Source organism: Gilliamella sp. wkB7 (assembly GCF_001693435.1).
In the GTDB taxonomy this organism is placed as follows: domain Bacteria; phylum Pseudomonadota; class Gammaproteobacteria; order Enterobacterales; family Orbaceae; genus Gilliamella; species Gilliamella apicola_N.
Map to the genome: position 1 here is coordinate 1,043,074 of NZ_CM004509.1, position 14,461 is coordinate 1,057,534.

Annotated in this window: 12 protein-coding genes; 8 read left to right on the forward strand and 4 right to left on the reverse strand. The window is 33.4% G+C overall.

The window, feature by feature from the left end; all coding sequences use genetic code 11:
• Positions 1–5 precede the first annotated feature (5 nt).
• The 8 genes from A9G17_RS04500 (at position 6) to A9G17_RS04535 (ending at position 10,218) form a co-directional block, all read left to right on the forward strand.
• On the forward strand, positions 6–1,019 hold the full coding sequence (locus tag A9G17_RS04500; RefSeq protein WP_442903430.1) for a FecCD family ABC transporter permease: 1,014 nt from the start codon (positions 6–8) through the stop codon (positions 1,017–1,019).
• Position 1,020: 1 nt separating this feature from the next.
• Positions 1,021–1,770: an ABC transporter ATP-binding protein gene (locus A9G17_RS04505; protein WP_065737687.1), complete on the forward strand. Its 750-nt coding sequence runs from the start codon at positions 1,021–1,023 to the stop codon at positions 1,768–1,770.
• A gap of 3 nt (positions 1,771–1,773) precedes the next feature.
• Positions 1,774–2,505 carry a molybdate ABC transporter substrate-binding protein gene (modA, locus tag A9G17_RS04510; protein ID WP_065737688.1) on the forward strand — a complete coding sequence of 244 codons (732 nt, stop codon included), beginning with the start codon at positions 1,774–1,776 and terminating at the stop codon, positions 2,503–2,505.
• Positions 2,506–2,664: 159 nt separating this feature from the next.
• Positions 2,665–3,960 carry a 2-hydroxycarboxylate transporter family protein gene (locus tag A9G17_RS04515; protein WP_065737689.1) on the forward strand — a complete coding sequence of 432 codons (1,296 nt, stop codon included), beginning with the start codon at positions 2,665–2,667 and terminating at the stop codon, positions 3,958–3,960.
• A 121-nt stretch (positions 3,961–4,081) separates the two neighbouring features.
• Positions 4,082–5,239, forward strand: a complete 1,158-nt coding sequence (locus tag A9G17_RS04520; RefSeq protein WP_065737690.1) for an NAD(P)-dependent malic enzyme — start codon at positions 4,082–4,084, stop codon at positions 5,237–5,239.
• Between the two features lie 115 nt (positions 5,240–5,354).
• Complete coding sequence (dcuS, locus tag A9G17_RS04525) at positions 5,355–6,998, forward strand: DcuS/MalK family sensor histidine kinase (protein WP_065737691.1); 1,644 nt, start codon at positions 5,355–5,357, stop codon at positions 6,996–6,998.
• Positions 6,976–7,647, forward strand: a complete 672-nt coding sequence (locus A9G17_RS04530) for a response regulator (protein WP_065737692.1) — start codon at positions 6,976–6,978, stop codon at positions 7,645–7,647. The genes dcuS and A9G17_RS04530 overlap by 23 nt, the downstream gene beginning before the upstream one ends.
• A 123-nt stretch (positions 7,648–7,770) precedes the next feature.
• Positions 7,771–10,218, forward strand: coding sequence for an autotransporter family protein (locus tag A9G17_RS04535; protein ID WP_065737693.1), 2,448 nt, complete (start codon positions 7,771–7,773; stop codon positions 10,216–10,218).
• Between the two features lie 88 nt (positions 10,219–10,306).
• Here A9G17_RS04535 and yfbR read toward each other — a convergent pair whose 3' ends face one another.
• From yfbR to ftsA, 4 genes are all read right to left on the reverse strand, one after another.
• Positions 10,307–10,900 carry a 5'-deoxynucleotidase gene (gene yfbR, locus A9G17_RS04540; RefSeq protein WP_065737694.1) on the reverse strand — a complete coding sequence of 198 codons (594 nt, stop codon included), beginning with the start codon at positions 10,898–10,900 and terminating at the stop codon, positions 10,307–10,309.
• Positions 10,901–10,983: 83 nt separating this feature from the next.
• Entirely contained in the window at positions 10,984–11,898 is a 915-nt protein-coding gene (gene lpxC / locus A9G17_RS04545) for a UDP-3-O-acyl-N-acetylglucosamine deacetylase (RefSeq protein ID WP_065737695.1), read from the reverse strand.
• A gap of 67 nt (positions 11,899–11,965) precedes the next feature.
• On the reverse strand, positions 11,966–13,105 hold the full coding sequence (ftsZ, locus tag A9G17_RS04550; RefSeq protein ID WP_065737696.1) for a cell division protein FtsZ: 1,140 nt from the start codon (positions 13,103–13,105) through the stop codon (positions 11,966–11,968).
• A gap of 81 nt (positions 13,106–13,186) precedes the next feature.
• The gene (gene ftsA, locus A9G17_RS04555; RefSeq protein ID WP_065737697.1) at positions 13,187–14,440 is read right to left on the reverse strand and encodes a cell division protein FtsA; all 1,254 of its coding nucleotides are present in this window, start codon (positions 14,438–14,440) and stop codon (positions 13,187–13,189) included.
• Between the last annotated feature and the right edge of the window lie 21 nt (positions 14,441–14,461).

The window sequence follows — 14,461 nt, forward strand, 5'->3', positions numbered from 1 at the left end:
TTTTAATTGTGTATTTATCATATCGTAATTTACTTATTGCGTTCATTACGCTAACAATGATGTTAATATTAATTTCATTGGCTATAGGGCATTATTCAATTTCAATTAGCCAAGTTATTAATATATTATTCATATATTTAAATCAAAATACTAATCAAATACCAATACTGGATCAACAAGTAATTTGGCAAGTCAGAATTCCTCTAATTTTATTAGCATTTTTATCAGGCGCAGGTTTAGCATTGTGTGGAGTGGTATTGCAAGGGGTTTTTTATAATCCACTTGTTGATCCGCACGTTATCGGTGTTAATTCAGGAGCAGCTTTTGGAGGAACTCTAGCAATAATATTAAATTTTTCCACATTCGGACTGATTGTTTTAGCATTTCTATTTGGTTTATTAACTTTAATATTAATCTTCTCATTTATCCATTCTATTAAACAAAATAGCCTTCTTATGCTGGTACTTATAGGATTAATATTAAGTGGTTTTTTTAGTGCATTAGTAAGTTTAATGCAATATCTTGCCGATACTGAAGAAAAACTACCCAATATCGTATTTTGGCTTTTAGGTAGTTTTGCCACTGCAACTTGGAATAAGTTAATTTTATTAGCTATTCCTATCATCCTTGCTAGTTATTTATTAACTACCTTAAGCTGGAGAATTAATATTCTATCTTTAGGCGATAATGAAGCTAAAAATTTAGGAATATCAACTCCATTTTCTCGTTGGTTAATTTTGTTATTGTGCACCTTAATTATTTCCATTCAAGTTGCGGTGAGTGGCTGTATTGGTTGGATTGGCTTAATTATTCCTCATGCAGCACGATTGATAGTTGGAGCAAATCATCAACGTTTACTTCCTATTACATTCTGGTTAGGGGGATGTTTCATGATTATCGTCGATGACATTGCACGTTTAATTAGTTCTGCAGAAGTCCCTATCGGAATTATCACCGCACTACTTGGTGCACCTTGTTTTGTATTGTTGCTACGACAACAAATTTTGAAGAAATCTTAATATGGCATCATCAATAATAACAACTCATAATCTAGTTTGTGGTTATCATTTTAAAAAACCCTTAACCCCTCCTATTAATATAACAATTCATTCAAACGATGTCATTGCCATCCTTGGTACTAATGGGCGAGGTAAAAGTACGTTACTCAATACGTTAATGCAAACTCATAAACCTTTGTCAGGAAGTCTATTTAACCAATATAGCTGTAGTTTTGTTCCACAAAGTTTTTCGACCAATATAGATTATATGGTATGGGAAATCATTGTTATGGGGAAAGCTAAACAGTGGGGATTATTTGGTAAGCCAGATAAAAAGACATTACAGTTAGCTAAAAAATACCTAACACAATTAGGTCTAGAAGATTATTATCTAAGCCCTTTTTCATCACTATCAGGTGGACAAAAACAGCTAGTATTGATCGCGCGAGCTCTGATGAGTGAACCTAAAATTTTATTATTAGATGAACCCACTAACGCTCTAGATCTTCATAACCAAGATAAAGTTTTGAAAATATTATCATCCCTTATTTATAAACAAAATCTGACAATTATTTTCACCACTCATGATCCTGCTCATGCATTAAGTATTGCAAACAAAGTTTTAATATTAGATGAGGAAAGTTATCAATTCGGACTAGCCCAAAGTCTATTAACCGAGGAGCGACTAACCCAATTGTATAAAATTCAAATGAAAAAAATAGTTTTATCAGATTCTCATACGATTATTCCTATTTATAAAAGTGAGCTATAGCATATGACTACCCTTAATATTTATGCCGCAGGTAGTTTAAGACTTGCATTACCTGCAGTAGGTGAACTTTTCAAACAATTTCATCCTATCAATCTAAATATGCAATTTGCACCAGCAGGACTATTATGTGAGAGACTTATGCAGTCAACATCTACATGCGATATTCATCTATTTGCCTCGGCAAATACACATCATCCTCAAACTTTAGTTGATAATGGAAAAGCAGTATCTCACCACATTTTTACTCATAATCGATTATGTTTAACCGTTCGTAATCAACCTCAATGGGCTAACCATGATGCGATCTCATTATTACAAAACCCTCAAAATCGCATTGGTATGTCTACTCCGAAAAAAGACCCATCGGGAGATTATACTTTTATGCTTTTTGATAAAATCGAAGCACTTTATCCTAACATGGGGCAACAATTGAAAAAACGTGCTAGACAACTAGTAGGAGGGTCATTTATAAGCAATATCCCAAAAGGAGTATTACCCGCTCAATACTTTCTATTAAATAATACTATAGATGTTTATATTGGTTATGCCAATTATGCCCCCTTAATACAACAAAATGCCCAATTAGCGGTTATTGAAATACCTAATCACCTTCTTCCTACTATTGAATATAGTATAGCCCTACTCAATCCAACAAATATTGATGCAAAATTATTTATCGATTTTTTACAAAATAAGCAAGCGCAAGAGTGCTTACTTAGATACGGTTTTTCCTAAATGACTATTATTTAAAAATTTAATGTTTTGAAAGATAGTTAAATGACTTACATTAATTACATAATTAGTTATATAACTTTCTTATTCTTCTGAATTTTTCATCAACAACTATACTGTTTAAGATTCCAAAGCGAAGTTAAACAACAAAAAGGTTGAGTTATGAGCATGACGAAGGATTTCCAAATTAATAAAATTTACATAGGATCGCTACCCTTACCCATTTTTGCGATTTGTTCAATTATTGTGATTATTGCTGCCCAATTAGATATGTTGCCAAAAACACTGATCGGGGGATTTGCTGTTATTTTACCATTAGGTTGGTTTTTAGGAACCGTAGGTCAAAATATACCTTTTTTTAAAAAATTTGGGGCACCCGCAATTTTATCGTTAATTGTACCGTCACTATTAGTTTACTGCGGTGTTTTTGATGAAAATACTTTAACAGCAACCAAAATGTTAATGAAAGACTCTAATTTTCTACTCTTTTATATTGCAAGCTTAGTGTGTGGTAGTATTTTAGGTATGCATAGAGTCATTTTAATACAAGGTTTTATTCGTATGATGATTCCGATGTTACTTGGTATGTGCCTAGCTGCTTTTGTCGGTGTCTGTGTTGCTGTTGCTTTTGGTGATACTTGGGAACATGCTTTTTTCTATACTGTTTCGCCCGTTATGGCTGGAGGAATTGGTGAAGGCGTATTACAACTATCTAACGCTTATAGTAATATCCTTGAGCAAGATTATGATAAATTTGTAAGCGCATTAATTCCTGCAACCGTAGTAGGTAACTTTTTTGCAATTACTTTTACCGCCATAATGAGCCGAATTGGTGAAGTCAAACCTCATTTAAGTGGTCATGGTCAACTGGTAAAAATTGAGTTTGATGGATTAGCAGATGCATTAAAAGAAGATAAGACTCCATTAGATGCCAGAGCAATGAGTGGGGCTGTGATGATTTTAGCCACACTATTCATATTTGGTATGATTTTGGAAAAGATAACTCATTTCCCTGGTCCCGTATTAATGATTATTGCCACTGCATTTGTTAAATATTTCCGTTTATTACCTGAAAGTGTCGAACGTGGTAGTCAACAATGGTATAAATTTATCTCAGGTAATTTTACTTTTCCTTTAATGGCTGGTTTAGGTCTGCTATATATTGATTTAGGCAGTGTTGTAAATGTTTTAACTATTCCTTATTTTATAACCATTATCTCTGTAGTATTTACCGTATCAATGACAGGTTTTGTCTGTAGTTTTTTCCTAAAAATGTATCCTGTTGAAGCTTCAATCATCTCATCATGTCAAAGTGGTATGGGTGGAACGGGTGATGTAGCGATACTGTCAACGGCAAATAGAATGAACTTAATGCCATTTGCACAAGTTGCAACAAGATTAGGTGGGGCTTTAATGGTGATATGTACCACAGCATTATTAAGATACTTACATATGTAGTTGCACAAATTTATAAAAGTAATGAAGATATATGATTTTAAAAGTAATTAATACAACATAAACAACAAAAATATTAGTTATTAATTTAATAGTTTTTAAGTGTAATCAGAAAGGAATAATCATGACAACAGTTCAAGAAAAAGCTTTAGCCATTAGTAAACAAATGCATGGTAAATTTGAAATCAACTCAAAAGTACCCATTAATTCAATGTCTGATCTCAGTGTTGCTTATACGCCTGGAGTGGCAGCGGTTTGTACAGAGATCGCACAACATCCTGAATCTGTTTATGAATATACAAGTAAACGTAATTTAGTGGCAGTGATTACCGATGGTTCTGCGGTATTAGGACTTGGTAATATTGGACCAGAAGCAGCTATTCCGGTTATGGAAGGTAAAGCGATATTGTTTAAACAATTTGCCAATGTAGATGCAATTCCTTTATCGTTAAATACTCAAGACCCAGATGAACTTGTTAAACATATCGCTGCGCTTGCACCATCCTTTGGTGGCATTAATCTTGAAGACATCAGTGCTCCACGCTGTTTTGAAATTGAAAAACGTTTACAAGAAATTTTAGATATTCCTGTTTTCCACGATGACCAACATGGTACTGCAATTGTTGTTTTAGCTGCATTATATAATGCCCTGAAAGTTGCAAATAAAAAACTTGAATCAGCCAAAGTGGTAATAAACGGTGGGGGCGCGGCGGGTATTGCTATTGCGGATATGCTATTAGCTGCTGGGGTAACAGATCTAAAAGTAGTCGATAAAATAGGAATTTTATCTGAAGATGATAGTTCTTTACCTTCTCATCATATGGCAATGGCAAAAAGAACTAATCGTTCAAAACAACGAGGAACCTTACAAGATGCAGTAAAAAATGCAGATGTATTTATCGGTGTTTCAGCACCAGGTGTATTAAAACCTGAATGGGTTTCTACAATGGCAGAAAAATCGATTATTTTTGCTATGGCTAACCCAACACCTGAAATCTTTCCAGAAGAAGCCAAAGCGGCTGGAGCTTATATTGTTGGTACAGGGCGTAGTGATTATCCTAACCAAATCAATAATGTTCTAGCATTTCCGGGTATTTTTAGAGGGGCTTTAGATGCAAGAGCCAAAAACATTACGTTAGAAATGCAATTAGCCGCAGCCAAAGGTTTAGCAAGCATTGTATCAAATGATAAATTATCAGTAGATTACATTTTACCTAATGCCTTTGAACCAAATGTGGCAAAAATAGTTGCAGAAAGTGTAAAAAATGCAGCTAAATATTAATTGACCATTCTGAAATTATCTAATTTATTTCAAATATACCTACTAATAATTTTTATTATTAGTAGGTATTTAATACGTTAGGACAATGATAGTATTAGTAAATTGAATAATAAAAATGAAGTATCTCTTTAATCGATTAACACTAAAAGTTAAACTCATTAGCTTAATTTGTTTAGTATTTATACTTTCAGTTATTGCACAAAATATTTATATTATCCATGTTGTAAACGATGAGTATTTAACCCATTCGCACCAACAAGTTGAAAATATAGCTAATATAATTTCAACTTCAAATGATTTTATTGATAAAATACAAAACCCGACCCCACAAAATCTAGATTTTATTCAAACAAATACTGAGCAAGTCCGAAAGTTGACGCAAGTTGATTTTGTTGTCATTTTCAATATGCAAGGTGTTCGTTATTCTCATCCTGATAAAAATAAAATAGGTCGATTCGTTGTTGGGGGGGATGAGCAAAGAGCATTAAAAGGTGAGTCTTATACATCAATCGCTAAAGGAACATTGGGTGATTCTGTTCGTGCATTTAGCCCTATTTTTAATGAGCATCATCAGCAAATTGGCGGAGTACTAGTAGGTCAAACCTTAAAAAAAATTGACCATTTAGCAGCAAGGACAAGTCAACCTATTTGGTTATCATTAGTTGCATCCCTAGTCATTGCCATCATTTTAGCCTCATTATTATCCCGTAATATAAAAAAAATCCTATATGGACTTGAGCCATTAGAAATAGCGCAGCTTTTTGAAGAGAGAAATGCAATCATTAGAACGGTTAAAGAAGGCATTGTTGTGGTTAATCGTCAAGGGTATATAACCCAAATTAATAATGAAGCAAGGCGCATATTACGTATTAGTAATAGTAAAGAGGATATCATTGGACAACAGATTGACGACATCATTCCCAATACTCGATTATATGAAGTCATGATGACGGGTGTTGCTCAATATGATTGTGAGCAAAATATCAATGGTGTCGTGATTCTTACCAATAGAACCCCCTTATTTGTAAAAGAATCTTTAGTTGGAGCCATTGCTTCATTTCGGGATATGACTGAGGTTCGACAATTGGCCGAAAATCTTACTGGAGTGAATCGATATGCTGATGCATTACGTTCTCAATCCCATGAGTTCAACAATAAATTGCATGTAATTTATGGTTTAGCATTCAACAATAATAAGCAAGAACTAATTGATTATTTAGAAGAAATAATAGGAAATAAACAAGCCGAATCAAATGTGATTAGTCAAACAATAAAAGATCCTATTATTGCTGGTTTTTTAAATAGCAAATTTAGCAGAGCGAGAGAATTAGGTGTTTGTCTATCTTTAAATGTGGATGGTGAATTAAAACTTATTCCCAATACCTCCGTGACTCATAGTTTAATAACAATCCTTGGTAATCTTATTGATAATGGTTTAGATGCTGTTCAATTTTTAGATGAGAAACAGATAAATGTAAATTTAATTATATCCAATAATACCTTTCAAATAGAGATTATTGATAATGGAAAAGGTATTTCAGAAGAAGATACACAATACATTTTTCAAAAAGGATATTCAACTAAAGGAGATAATCGAGGTATTGGACTTTATTTAGTTTTAGCAAGCACCGATGAATTAAATGGTCATATTCAATTATGTGATGTAGATAATAAAAAAGGCGCCTGTTTTAAAGTATTATTGCCTCTAAAAGAGATCTACAGGGAGAAAGAAATTCATGATAGAAGTTTTAATAGTTGAAGATGATCCTATGGTTGCTGAATTAAACAAAAAATATTTACAAATGATCTCAGGTTTCAATTTAATTGCCAATGTCAATAATGGAGAACAAGCATTACATTTTATCCATGATAACCATATTGATCTTATTTTACTTGATGTCTTTATGCCAAAATTAAATGGTCTTGAACTTTTACAACATATACGTATTAGTTATCCACAAATCGATATAATTATGGTTACAGCCGCATGTAATACTGGCGATATCCAAACAGCATTACGGTTAGGTGTAATTGATTACATTGTTAAACCTTTTACTTTTGAACGATTAAGAACAGCATTAATTTCATACCAAGAACGAATTCGTTTATTATCATCATCAAAAATACTTAATCAACATCAGCTAGACGATCGTATTTTTGCAAAACCAACTATTCATTATAAAAATCTACCTAAAGGTATCGATAGCCAAACATTAAAAAAGGTTAGAGAGGTAATCATTAGCTATAATAATGAATTCTCAATGAGTGATATTGTTGAATTAATTACTTTATCAAGAATATCATTAAAAAAATATCTTGATTATTTGGAAGAACTAGGCGAACTTGAAAGTTATTTAACTTATTTATCAATTGGCCGACCTGTAAAACGTTATATCTATCAAAAGTAAGTTTTTTGTTATCAAATAAGTAGATATTAAGCTGAACCAATAAACGTACAACTTGAAACTCATTGATTATCATTATCAATAGTTTATTATTTTATTTCCTTATAATAATTTTTAAATAAAACAATGAAAATCAGACTTATTTCTTTTCTAATAACAACGGTATTTGGCGCAAGTTATGCTCAAGCATATAATTATGATGCATCAACAGATATAAAGTTGCCCTTTAACCAGATCAATGAACGCTATTTTCTAACAAACACCAGTAATCTACCTATCAATATTACGACATCTGATAACTTGACCGTTAATAGTGAAGGATCATTTCATCTTGGTTTTACCGGTAAAACCGCAACAGAACCTGCTTCGATTGCTAACGGTGATATCAATATGAAAGTTAACGGTAATTTTCATATTTATAATGATACTTGGATTGGCAAATTCGATACAAAGTTTTTTACTGAGTATTTAGGGTTACATGCTGATTTTCCATATGATCCTGTTGATCATAATATTGATTTGCATGTAACTGGAGACATTAATGTCGAATTAGGCGCTGACAAAAAAAGAGGCGGACTCATGATTTTATCTGGTAATGTCATGGGAACAGGTCCTATAACTACTGGAAAAACAACAGTGAAAGTAGATGGTGATACCAATATCCGTAGTGGTGATAACCATTTAGCGGGAACATCATCATCGCCAGCAAAACTAATTACACGTAGTTTTAATATAACGGGTGGCGATATAGAAATTATCGGCGCTAAAACAGTATTAGAAACGACTAATAATGATATTCAAAAATCTTCTGTTGTAATAGGTAAAACCGGAAAAATGATCATTATGCGCGGAGGTACTGTTGATTTAAGTCATGGTGGTAACTTTGATGTTATTGATAAAGGTATATTAACTGCTAGTAGAGGGGATGGTTTTGTTAAACTTTCATCTAATGGACAACTTAATATTGATAAAAAAGCCACAATTGAGTCAACTAAAGGTTCGCTATATATAAGCGATCAACATAATAATACCTCTCATCTGAATATTGCTGGAACCATTAATTTTGGTCTATCAGATACCAAACAATATAATACTATTCATGGAGATAATGTTAATATTCTATCTTCCGCTAAAATCTCTGCAACTGATGACTTTATTAAAAATAGTCTTAAATACATTTCCTCTGAAATAAATGCCACCGTATTATCTGCAAATAATTCCTTAAATATTTCTAATATTAAAGATGGCGAAACTAAAGCGCTAATTCAAAATATTTATGGTGACCTAAACTTTAAAAAAATTGGAAATGAACTCAAATTTGTTAATGCAAATAATGTCACCGACTTTAGTAATGTACAAAATGCCAAATTGGCAGCAGAACGACAAATTTCTCGTTACTACGAGCAAGTTGGAACAAAAGTTAAAAATATTGCCAAAGGTTTTGCACAAAATTTAGCAAAAGTATCCTACCAATCACTTTACAATACATCCACAAATGGCAATGTAAGTTCGGATAAATCTTTAGCTGGAGATTTAAATTGGGATATTCTAGCAGCCATAGGAAGAGGAAATTTGGCTATTGAAAATAAAAATACTCCATTATATTTCAATCGGAATTTAGCAGGATTATATAATAATAATCATGGGTTGCATTTAACAGAAATCGCAATGAGTTCGTTTAATTATACTCGAAACACATTAAATAAACATATTGAACAATTTGATCAAACTAACAAAGGAATGGAGGATAATCTTTGGATAAATTTAATTAATCATCATCAGAGTGCAAATAATTACCAAGGTATCTCAGGATACAAATATACTTCTAATGGTTTCATCGTGGGATATGATAAACAAATAATAGATAATTTTTTAGTTGGCACAACATTTAGTTATACTTCGGGTAAATATAAAGATAAAGCGGCATCCTCAAATGATTCTGATATAAATAATTATCAGATCCAATTATATTCTGGTTATCGTTTTTCTAATAATATTACTACTTCTGCTTATGTTGGCTATACTTATGGAAAAAATCACCTAGATTCCCATGATAATTATTATTCAATTAATGAAAAATTCCACAGTAATACTTGGAATGTTGGGAGTACTATTGGATATAATTGGCAAGTCCAAGAAAAGTTAACTTTAATACCGAGTATTAGTTTAAATTACCTTTATACTGAAAACAGTTCCCATAATGCTAGCTATAATAAAATTGATCTGGTTAAATATGGTAAAGCGTCGAATTCGGCATTTTTAATACCAATGGATATGACAATTGATTATTCAATTTTCAAGGATCAGGATAATCAAATATCATTAAGAGCTAAAACAGGATATATAGTAAATTTAAGTCATAATGAATTTGATAGTGATATCACTATCAATGGAGTGAATGGATTAGCAAAAATGAGTGCCCATACCGCCAATCGCTCTAACAATCAATACAATCTAGGTCTTGGACTAACCTATCACTATAATCTTTTTGATTTTAATATTGACTATCAATATTATGGTGAAAGCAAGAAAAACTCAAACTATATTACCGCACTTGCTAAATTCGGTTTTTAATAATTTAAAATAAAAATATGATGCTACATATATATTATTTATGAGCATCATAGATCTCAATATTAAATTTTTAGATATTAATAATGTATTAATTATCCATGGTGATCTCATCTAAAGATAATTTGAAACTAGGAACAAACACTTCTAAAAAATAGTCCATTTCAGAACTATTACGTTCTGATAAGGTCTTTTTTAAACGCTGTTCAGCTAATCTAAATTCGTTATTACCAGCACTCAGTTCCTCAATCGTCTTTAAATACGCACATAAGGCATCAGCTTGTTTTACTATACTTTTTTCTGCTTCATCGTAATAGTCATCATCGATCAATAATTTAAAATCATCCCGTAACTCTTCAGGAAGCATATTAATAAGTTTATGTTGTGCTATTTTTTCAATCTTTTTATATTCAACTGTAATTTGTGGGTTGTAATATTTTGTTGGTGTTGGTAAATCCCCTGTTATCACTTCAGAAACATCATGATACATAGCTAATAATGCAATTCGTTCTGGATTAACATTGCCATTAAATTTTTTATTTTTGATAATCGCTAAGGCATGCGCGATAAAGGCAACTTGCAAACTATGTTCAGATACATTTTCAGTTCTTACATTACGCATTAATGGCCAACGATTAATTAATTTTAATCGTGATAAGTGAGCAAAAAAATGGCTGCCGTTCATATAAAATTCTCTTTTTTAGAAAATAAAAACGCCTCCATTAAATGGAAGCGTTCAATTGATTAAAATTATATTGATTTAGAGTTTTATGCTAAAACAAGTTGTTGTGTACCTAAAGCAAGCGGAACGCTTTGCTCTTCAGTAAATGTCACGTATTCCCATGCTTCTTGTTTTGCCAATAATGCTTGTAATAATTGGTTATTTAAAGCATGGCCTGATTTATAACAAACAACTTCACCAATCATGTTATGACCGCTCATGTACAAATCACCAATAGTATCAAGCATTTTATGACGAACAAACTCATCTTCAAAACGTAAACCATCTTCATTAAGTACTTTGTAGTCATCAACAACAATAGCACAATCCAAACTACCACCTAAGCACAAACCTTTTGATTGTAACGCTTCAATATCACGCATAAAACCAAATGTTCTAGCACGGCTAATCTGGCGAATAAAAGATTCAGAAGAAAAATCTAATTGATAACGCTGTGAGCTACTATCAATAGCCGGATGTTGGAAATCGATAGTAAAATCTAATTTGAAACCATTATACGGTCTCAATTCAGCCCACTTATCACCATTTTCAACTCGAACGGTTTCTTTAACTCGCAAAAATCTTTTTAATGCATTTTGCTCGGTAATACCTGCATCAAGCAATAAATAAACAAATGGACTTGCACTACCATCCATAATTGGAATTTCTGGCGCATTAACTTCAATAATAAGATTATCAATACCAAGACCGGCTAATGCTGAATTAATATGCTCAACAGTTGAAATGCGAACATTATCTTCATTCACTAGACATGTACAAAGCATAGTATCACGCACAGATTTAGCATCAACAGGGAAATCTACATACGGATTTAAATCAGTACGACGATAAATAATCCCTGTATTTTCAGGTGCGGGACGTAAGGTCAAAGTAACTTTTTTGCCAGTATGCAAACCTACACCTGTCGCTTGTATTGTCTTTTTTAATGTTCTTTGTTTCACTTTGCACCTACTATTCTATTTGTTTTTACTGTCGTATTAGACAATAAAAACTCAACTAAGTTCAATACTAATTTGCCTGCTTACGGATAAAAGCAGGAATATCTAAAATTTTATTTTCTTCAAGAGGAGAAATACCTTGTTCATTCACAACTTTAGCTAATCTCTCTTCTTGTTGTCCTAAGTTACTAGTTTGACCAAATAACGGATTTTGGGTCATTGGTTTAGCTATTTTTACTTCTGGACGTTTGTCCATACCAATACCTGTTGCTACAACTGTAACACGAATTTCATCGGACATGTCTGGATCAAAAGTTGTACCAACTACAACAGTCGCATTGTCAGAAGCAAAAGCTCTAACTGTACTACCCACTGTTTCAAATTCTTCTAATCCAAGATCTAAACCTGCTGTTACATTGACAAGGACACCACGTGCACCAGATAAATCAATATCTTCTAGTAGTGGACTAGAAATTGCCATTTCAGCTGCTTCCTCAGCGCGATTATCACCACTAGCACAGCCTGAACCCATCATGGCATATCCCATTTCAGACATCACAGTCCTAACGTCAGCAAAGTCAACGTTGATATGACCTGGTTTAGTAATCAGTTCAGCAATACCTTGTACCGCACCTTTTAACACACCATTAGCCGCGGCAAAAGCATCAAGTAGTTTAACACCACGACCTAACACTTTTAATAATTTATCATTTGGTATAGTAATAAGCGAATCAACATGTTTTGCTAATTCAGCTATACCTTGCTCAGCAAAAGCCATGCGCTTTTTCCCTTCAAAACCGAAAGGTTTAGTCACAACAGCTACAGTCAAAATACCTAACTCTTTAGCTATTTCGGCAACTACTGGCGCTGCACCTGTTCCAGTGCCTCCACCCATTCCAGCTGCGATAAACACCATGTCAGCACCTTCAATAGCACTACGAATTACTTCACGATCTTCCTCAGCAGAGTTTCTACCCACTTCTGGATTAGCTCCAGCACCAAGTCCCTTAGTAACATTGGTACCGATTTGGATAGTTTGACCTACCTTAATTCTTCGCAATGCTTGTGCATCTGTATTTGCCGCAAAAAACTCTACACCTTCGATATGTTCAGCAATCATATGTTCGACAGCGTTACCGCCGCCACCACCTACACCAATAACTTTAATGACTGCTGCTGGTTCATCATCTGCAACCATAGGCTCAAACATAACTTATCTCCAAATTTACGCTCTATGAACATTGTACAGATAACCGCCTGCAATGTCCACGAAGTTCTTGTAATATATTAGCTAAAATTCTTTTTTAAACCAACCGGTCAAACGTTTAGCTATCCCTTTTAATGATGATTTATCACTATCTTTCGAATCATCATTTAATAAACTTTGTTTTCCATAATGCAATAACCCTACTGCCGTTGAACAATAAGGTTTTTGTACATAATCAGTTAACCCCGAAATATTTAAAGGTTGACCTATACGCACTTGATTTTGAAAAACTCTTTCAGCACATTCAACCATTCCCTTAATTTGTGCTGCACCACCTGTTAATACAATCCCTGCGGCTAATTGATATTTGACATTTTGTTTCTTCAGTTCATCTTGTAAAGTAAGCAACTCTTTTTGTACTAATGAAAGTAGTTCTGAGTATCGAGGCTCAATTACATCAGCGAGAGTTTGTCTTTGCAAAGAACGTGATGGTCTTCCACCTACACTTGGCACATCAATCACTTCATCTTTACCAATTAATGAACCTACGGCACACCCATAACGGATTTTAATATTTTCAGCATCCATAGGCGGCGCACCAAATGCATAAGCAATATCACTAGTAACTACATTTCCTGCATAAGGTATAACAACGGAATGTCGTAATGCGCCACCTGTATAAACAGTCACATCCATTGTACCTCCGCCCATATCAATGACGCAGACACCAAGTTCTTTTTCATCATCAGTCAATACAGCATAGCTAGAAGCTAAACCAGAAAAAATAAGTTGGTCAACTTTTAATCCACAGCGTTCAACGGCTTTTACAATATTTCTTGCCATATCGTTATGGCAAGTAACTAAGTGTACTTTTGCTTTCATTCGTACACCGGATAAACCAATTGGATTTTTAATCCCTTCCTGTAAATCAATAGAATACTCTTGGGCAATCACATGTAATATACGGTGTTCATCTAAAATTCGAACTGATTTCGCTGTATGCACAACATTTTCAACATCTTCTGCTGTCACTTCTTCTTCTGCTATTGGCACCATACCAATCTCATTTTGACAACGAATATGTTTTCCTGAAAGGCTTAAATAAACGGAAGATATCTGGCAGTCAGCCATTAGCTCTGCTTGATCAACTGCTCGTTGGATTGATTTTACTACCGACTCTAGATCGTTAACACCACCTTTATCAACACCTTTTGATGGGCAATGACCTACACCGATAATATTAATAATACCATCGGGAAGAACTTCACCAACGAGAGCAAGTACTTTAGAGGTACCAACTTCTAATCCAACAACCAATTTTTTTTCTGTTGCTTTCATATTTCAGCCTTTATTGATTCC

Excerpts from the sequence above, each read along its gene's own strand:
- ftsZ (WP_065737696.1), bottom strand. The coding sequence starts at position 13,105 with ATGTTTGAGCCTATGGTTGCAGATGATGAACCAGCAGCAGTCATTAAA.
- dcuS (WP_065737691.1), top strand. The coding sequence starts at position 5,355 with ATGAAGTATCTCTTTAATCGATTAACACTAAAAGTTAAACTCATTAGC.
- A9G17_RS04530 (WP_065737692.1), top strand. The coding sequence starts at position 6,976 with ATGATAGAAGTTTTAATAGTTGAAGATGATCCTATGGTTGCTGAATTA.
- A9G17_RS04520 (WP_065737690.1), top strand. The coding sequence starts at position 4,082 with ATGACAACAGTTCAAGAAAAAGCTTTAGCCATTAGTAAACAAATGCAT.
- yfbR (WP_065737694.1), bottom strand. The coding sequence starts at position 10,900 with ATGAACGGCAGCCATTTTTTTGCTCACTTATCACGATTAAAATTAATT.
- A9G17_RS04515 (WP_065737689.1), top strand. The coding sequence starts at position 2,665 with ATGAGCATGACGAAGGATTTCCAAATTAATAAAATTTACATAGGATCG.
- A9G17_RS04505 (WP_065737687.1), top strand. The coding sequence starts at position 1,021 with ATGGCATCATCAATAATAACAACTCATAATCTAGTTTGTGGTTATCAT.
- modA (WP_065737688.1), top strand. The coding sequence starts at position 1,774 with ATGACTACCCTTAATATTTATGCCGCAGGTAGTTTAAGACTTGCATTA.
- ftsA (WP_065737697.1), bottom strand. The coding sequence starts at position 14,440 with ATGAAAGCAACAGAAAAAAAATTGGTTGTTGGATTAGAAGTTGGTACC.
- A9G17_RS04535 (WP_065737693.1), top strand. The coding sequence starts at position 7,771 with ATGAAAATCAGACTTATTTCTTTTCTAATAACAACGGTATTTGGCGCA.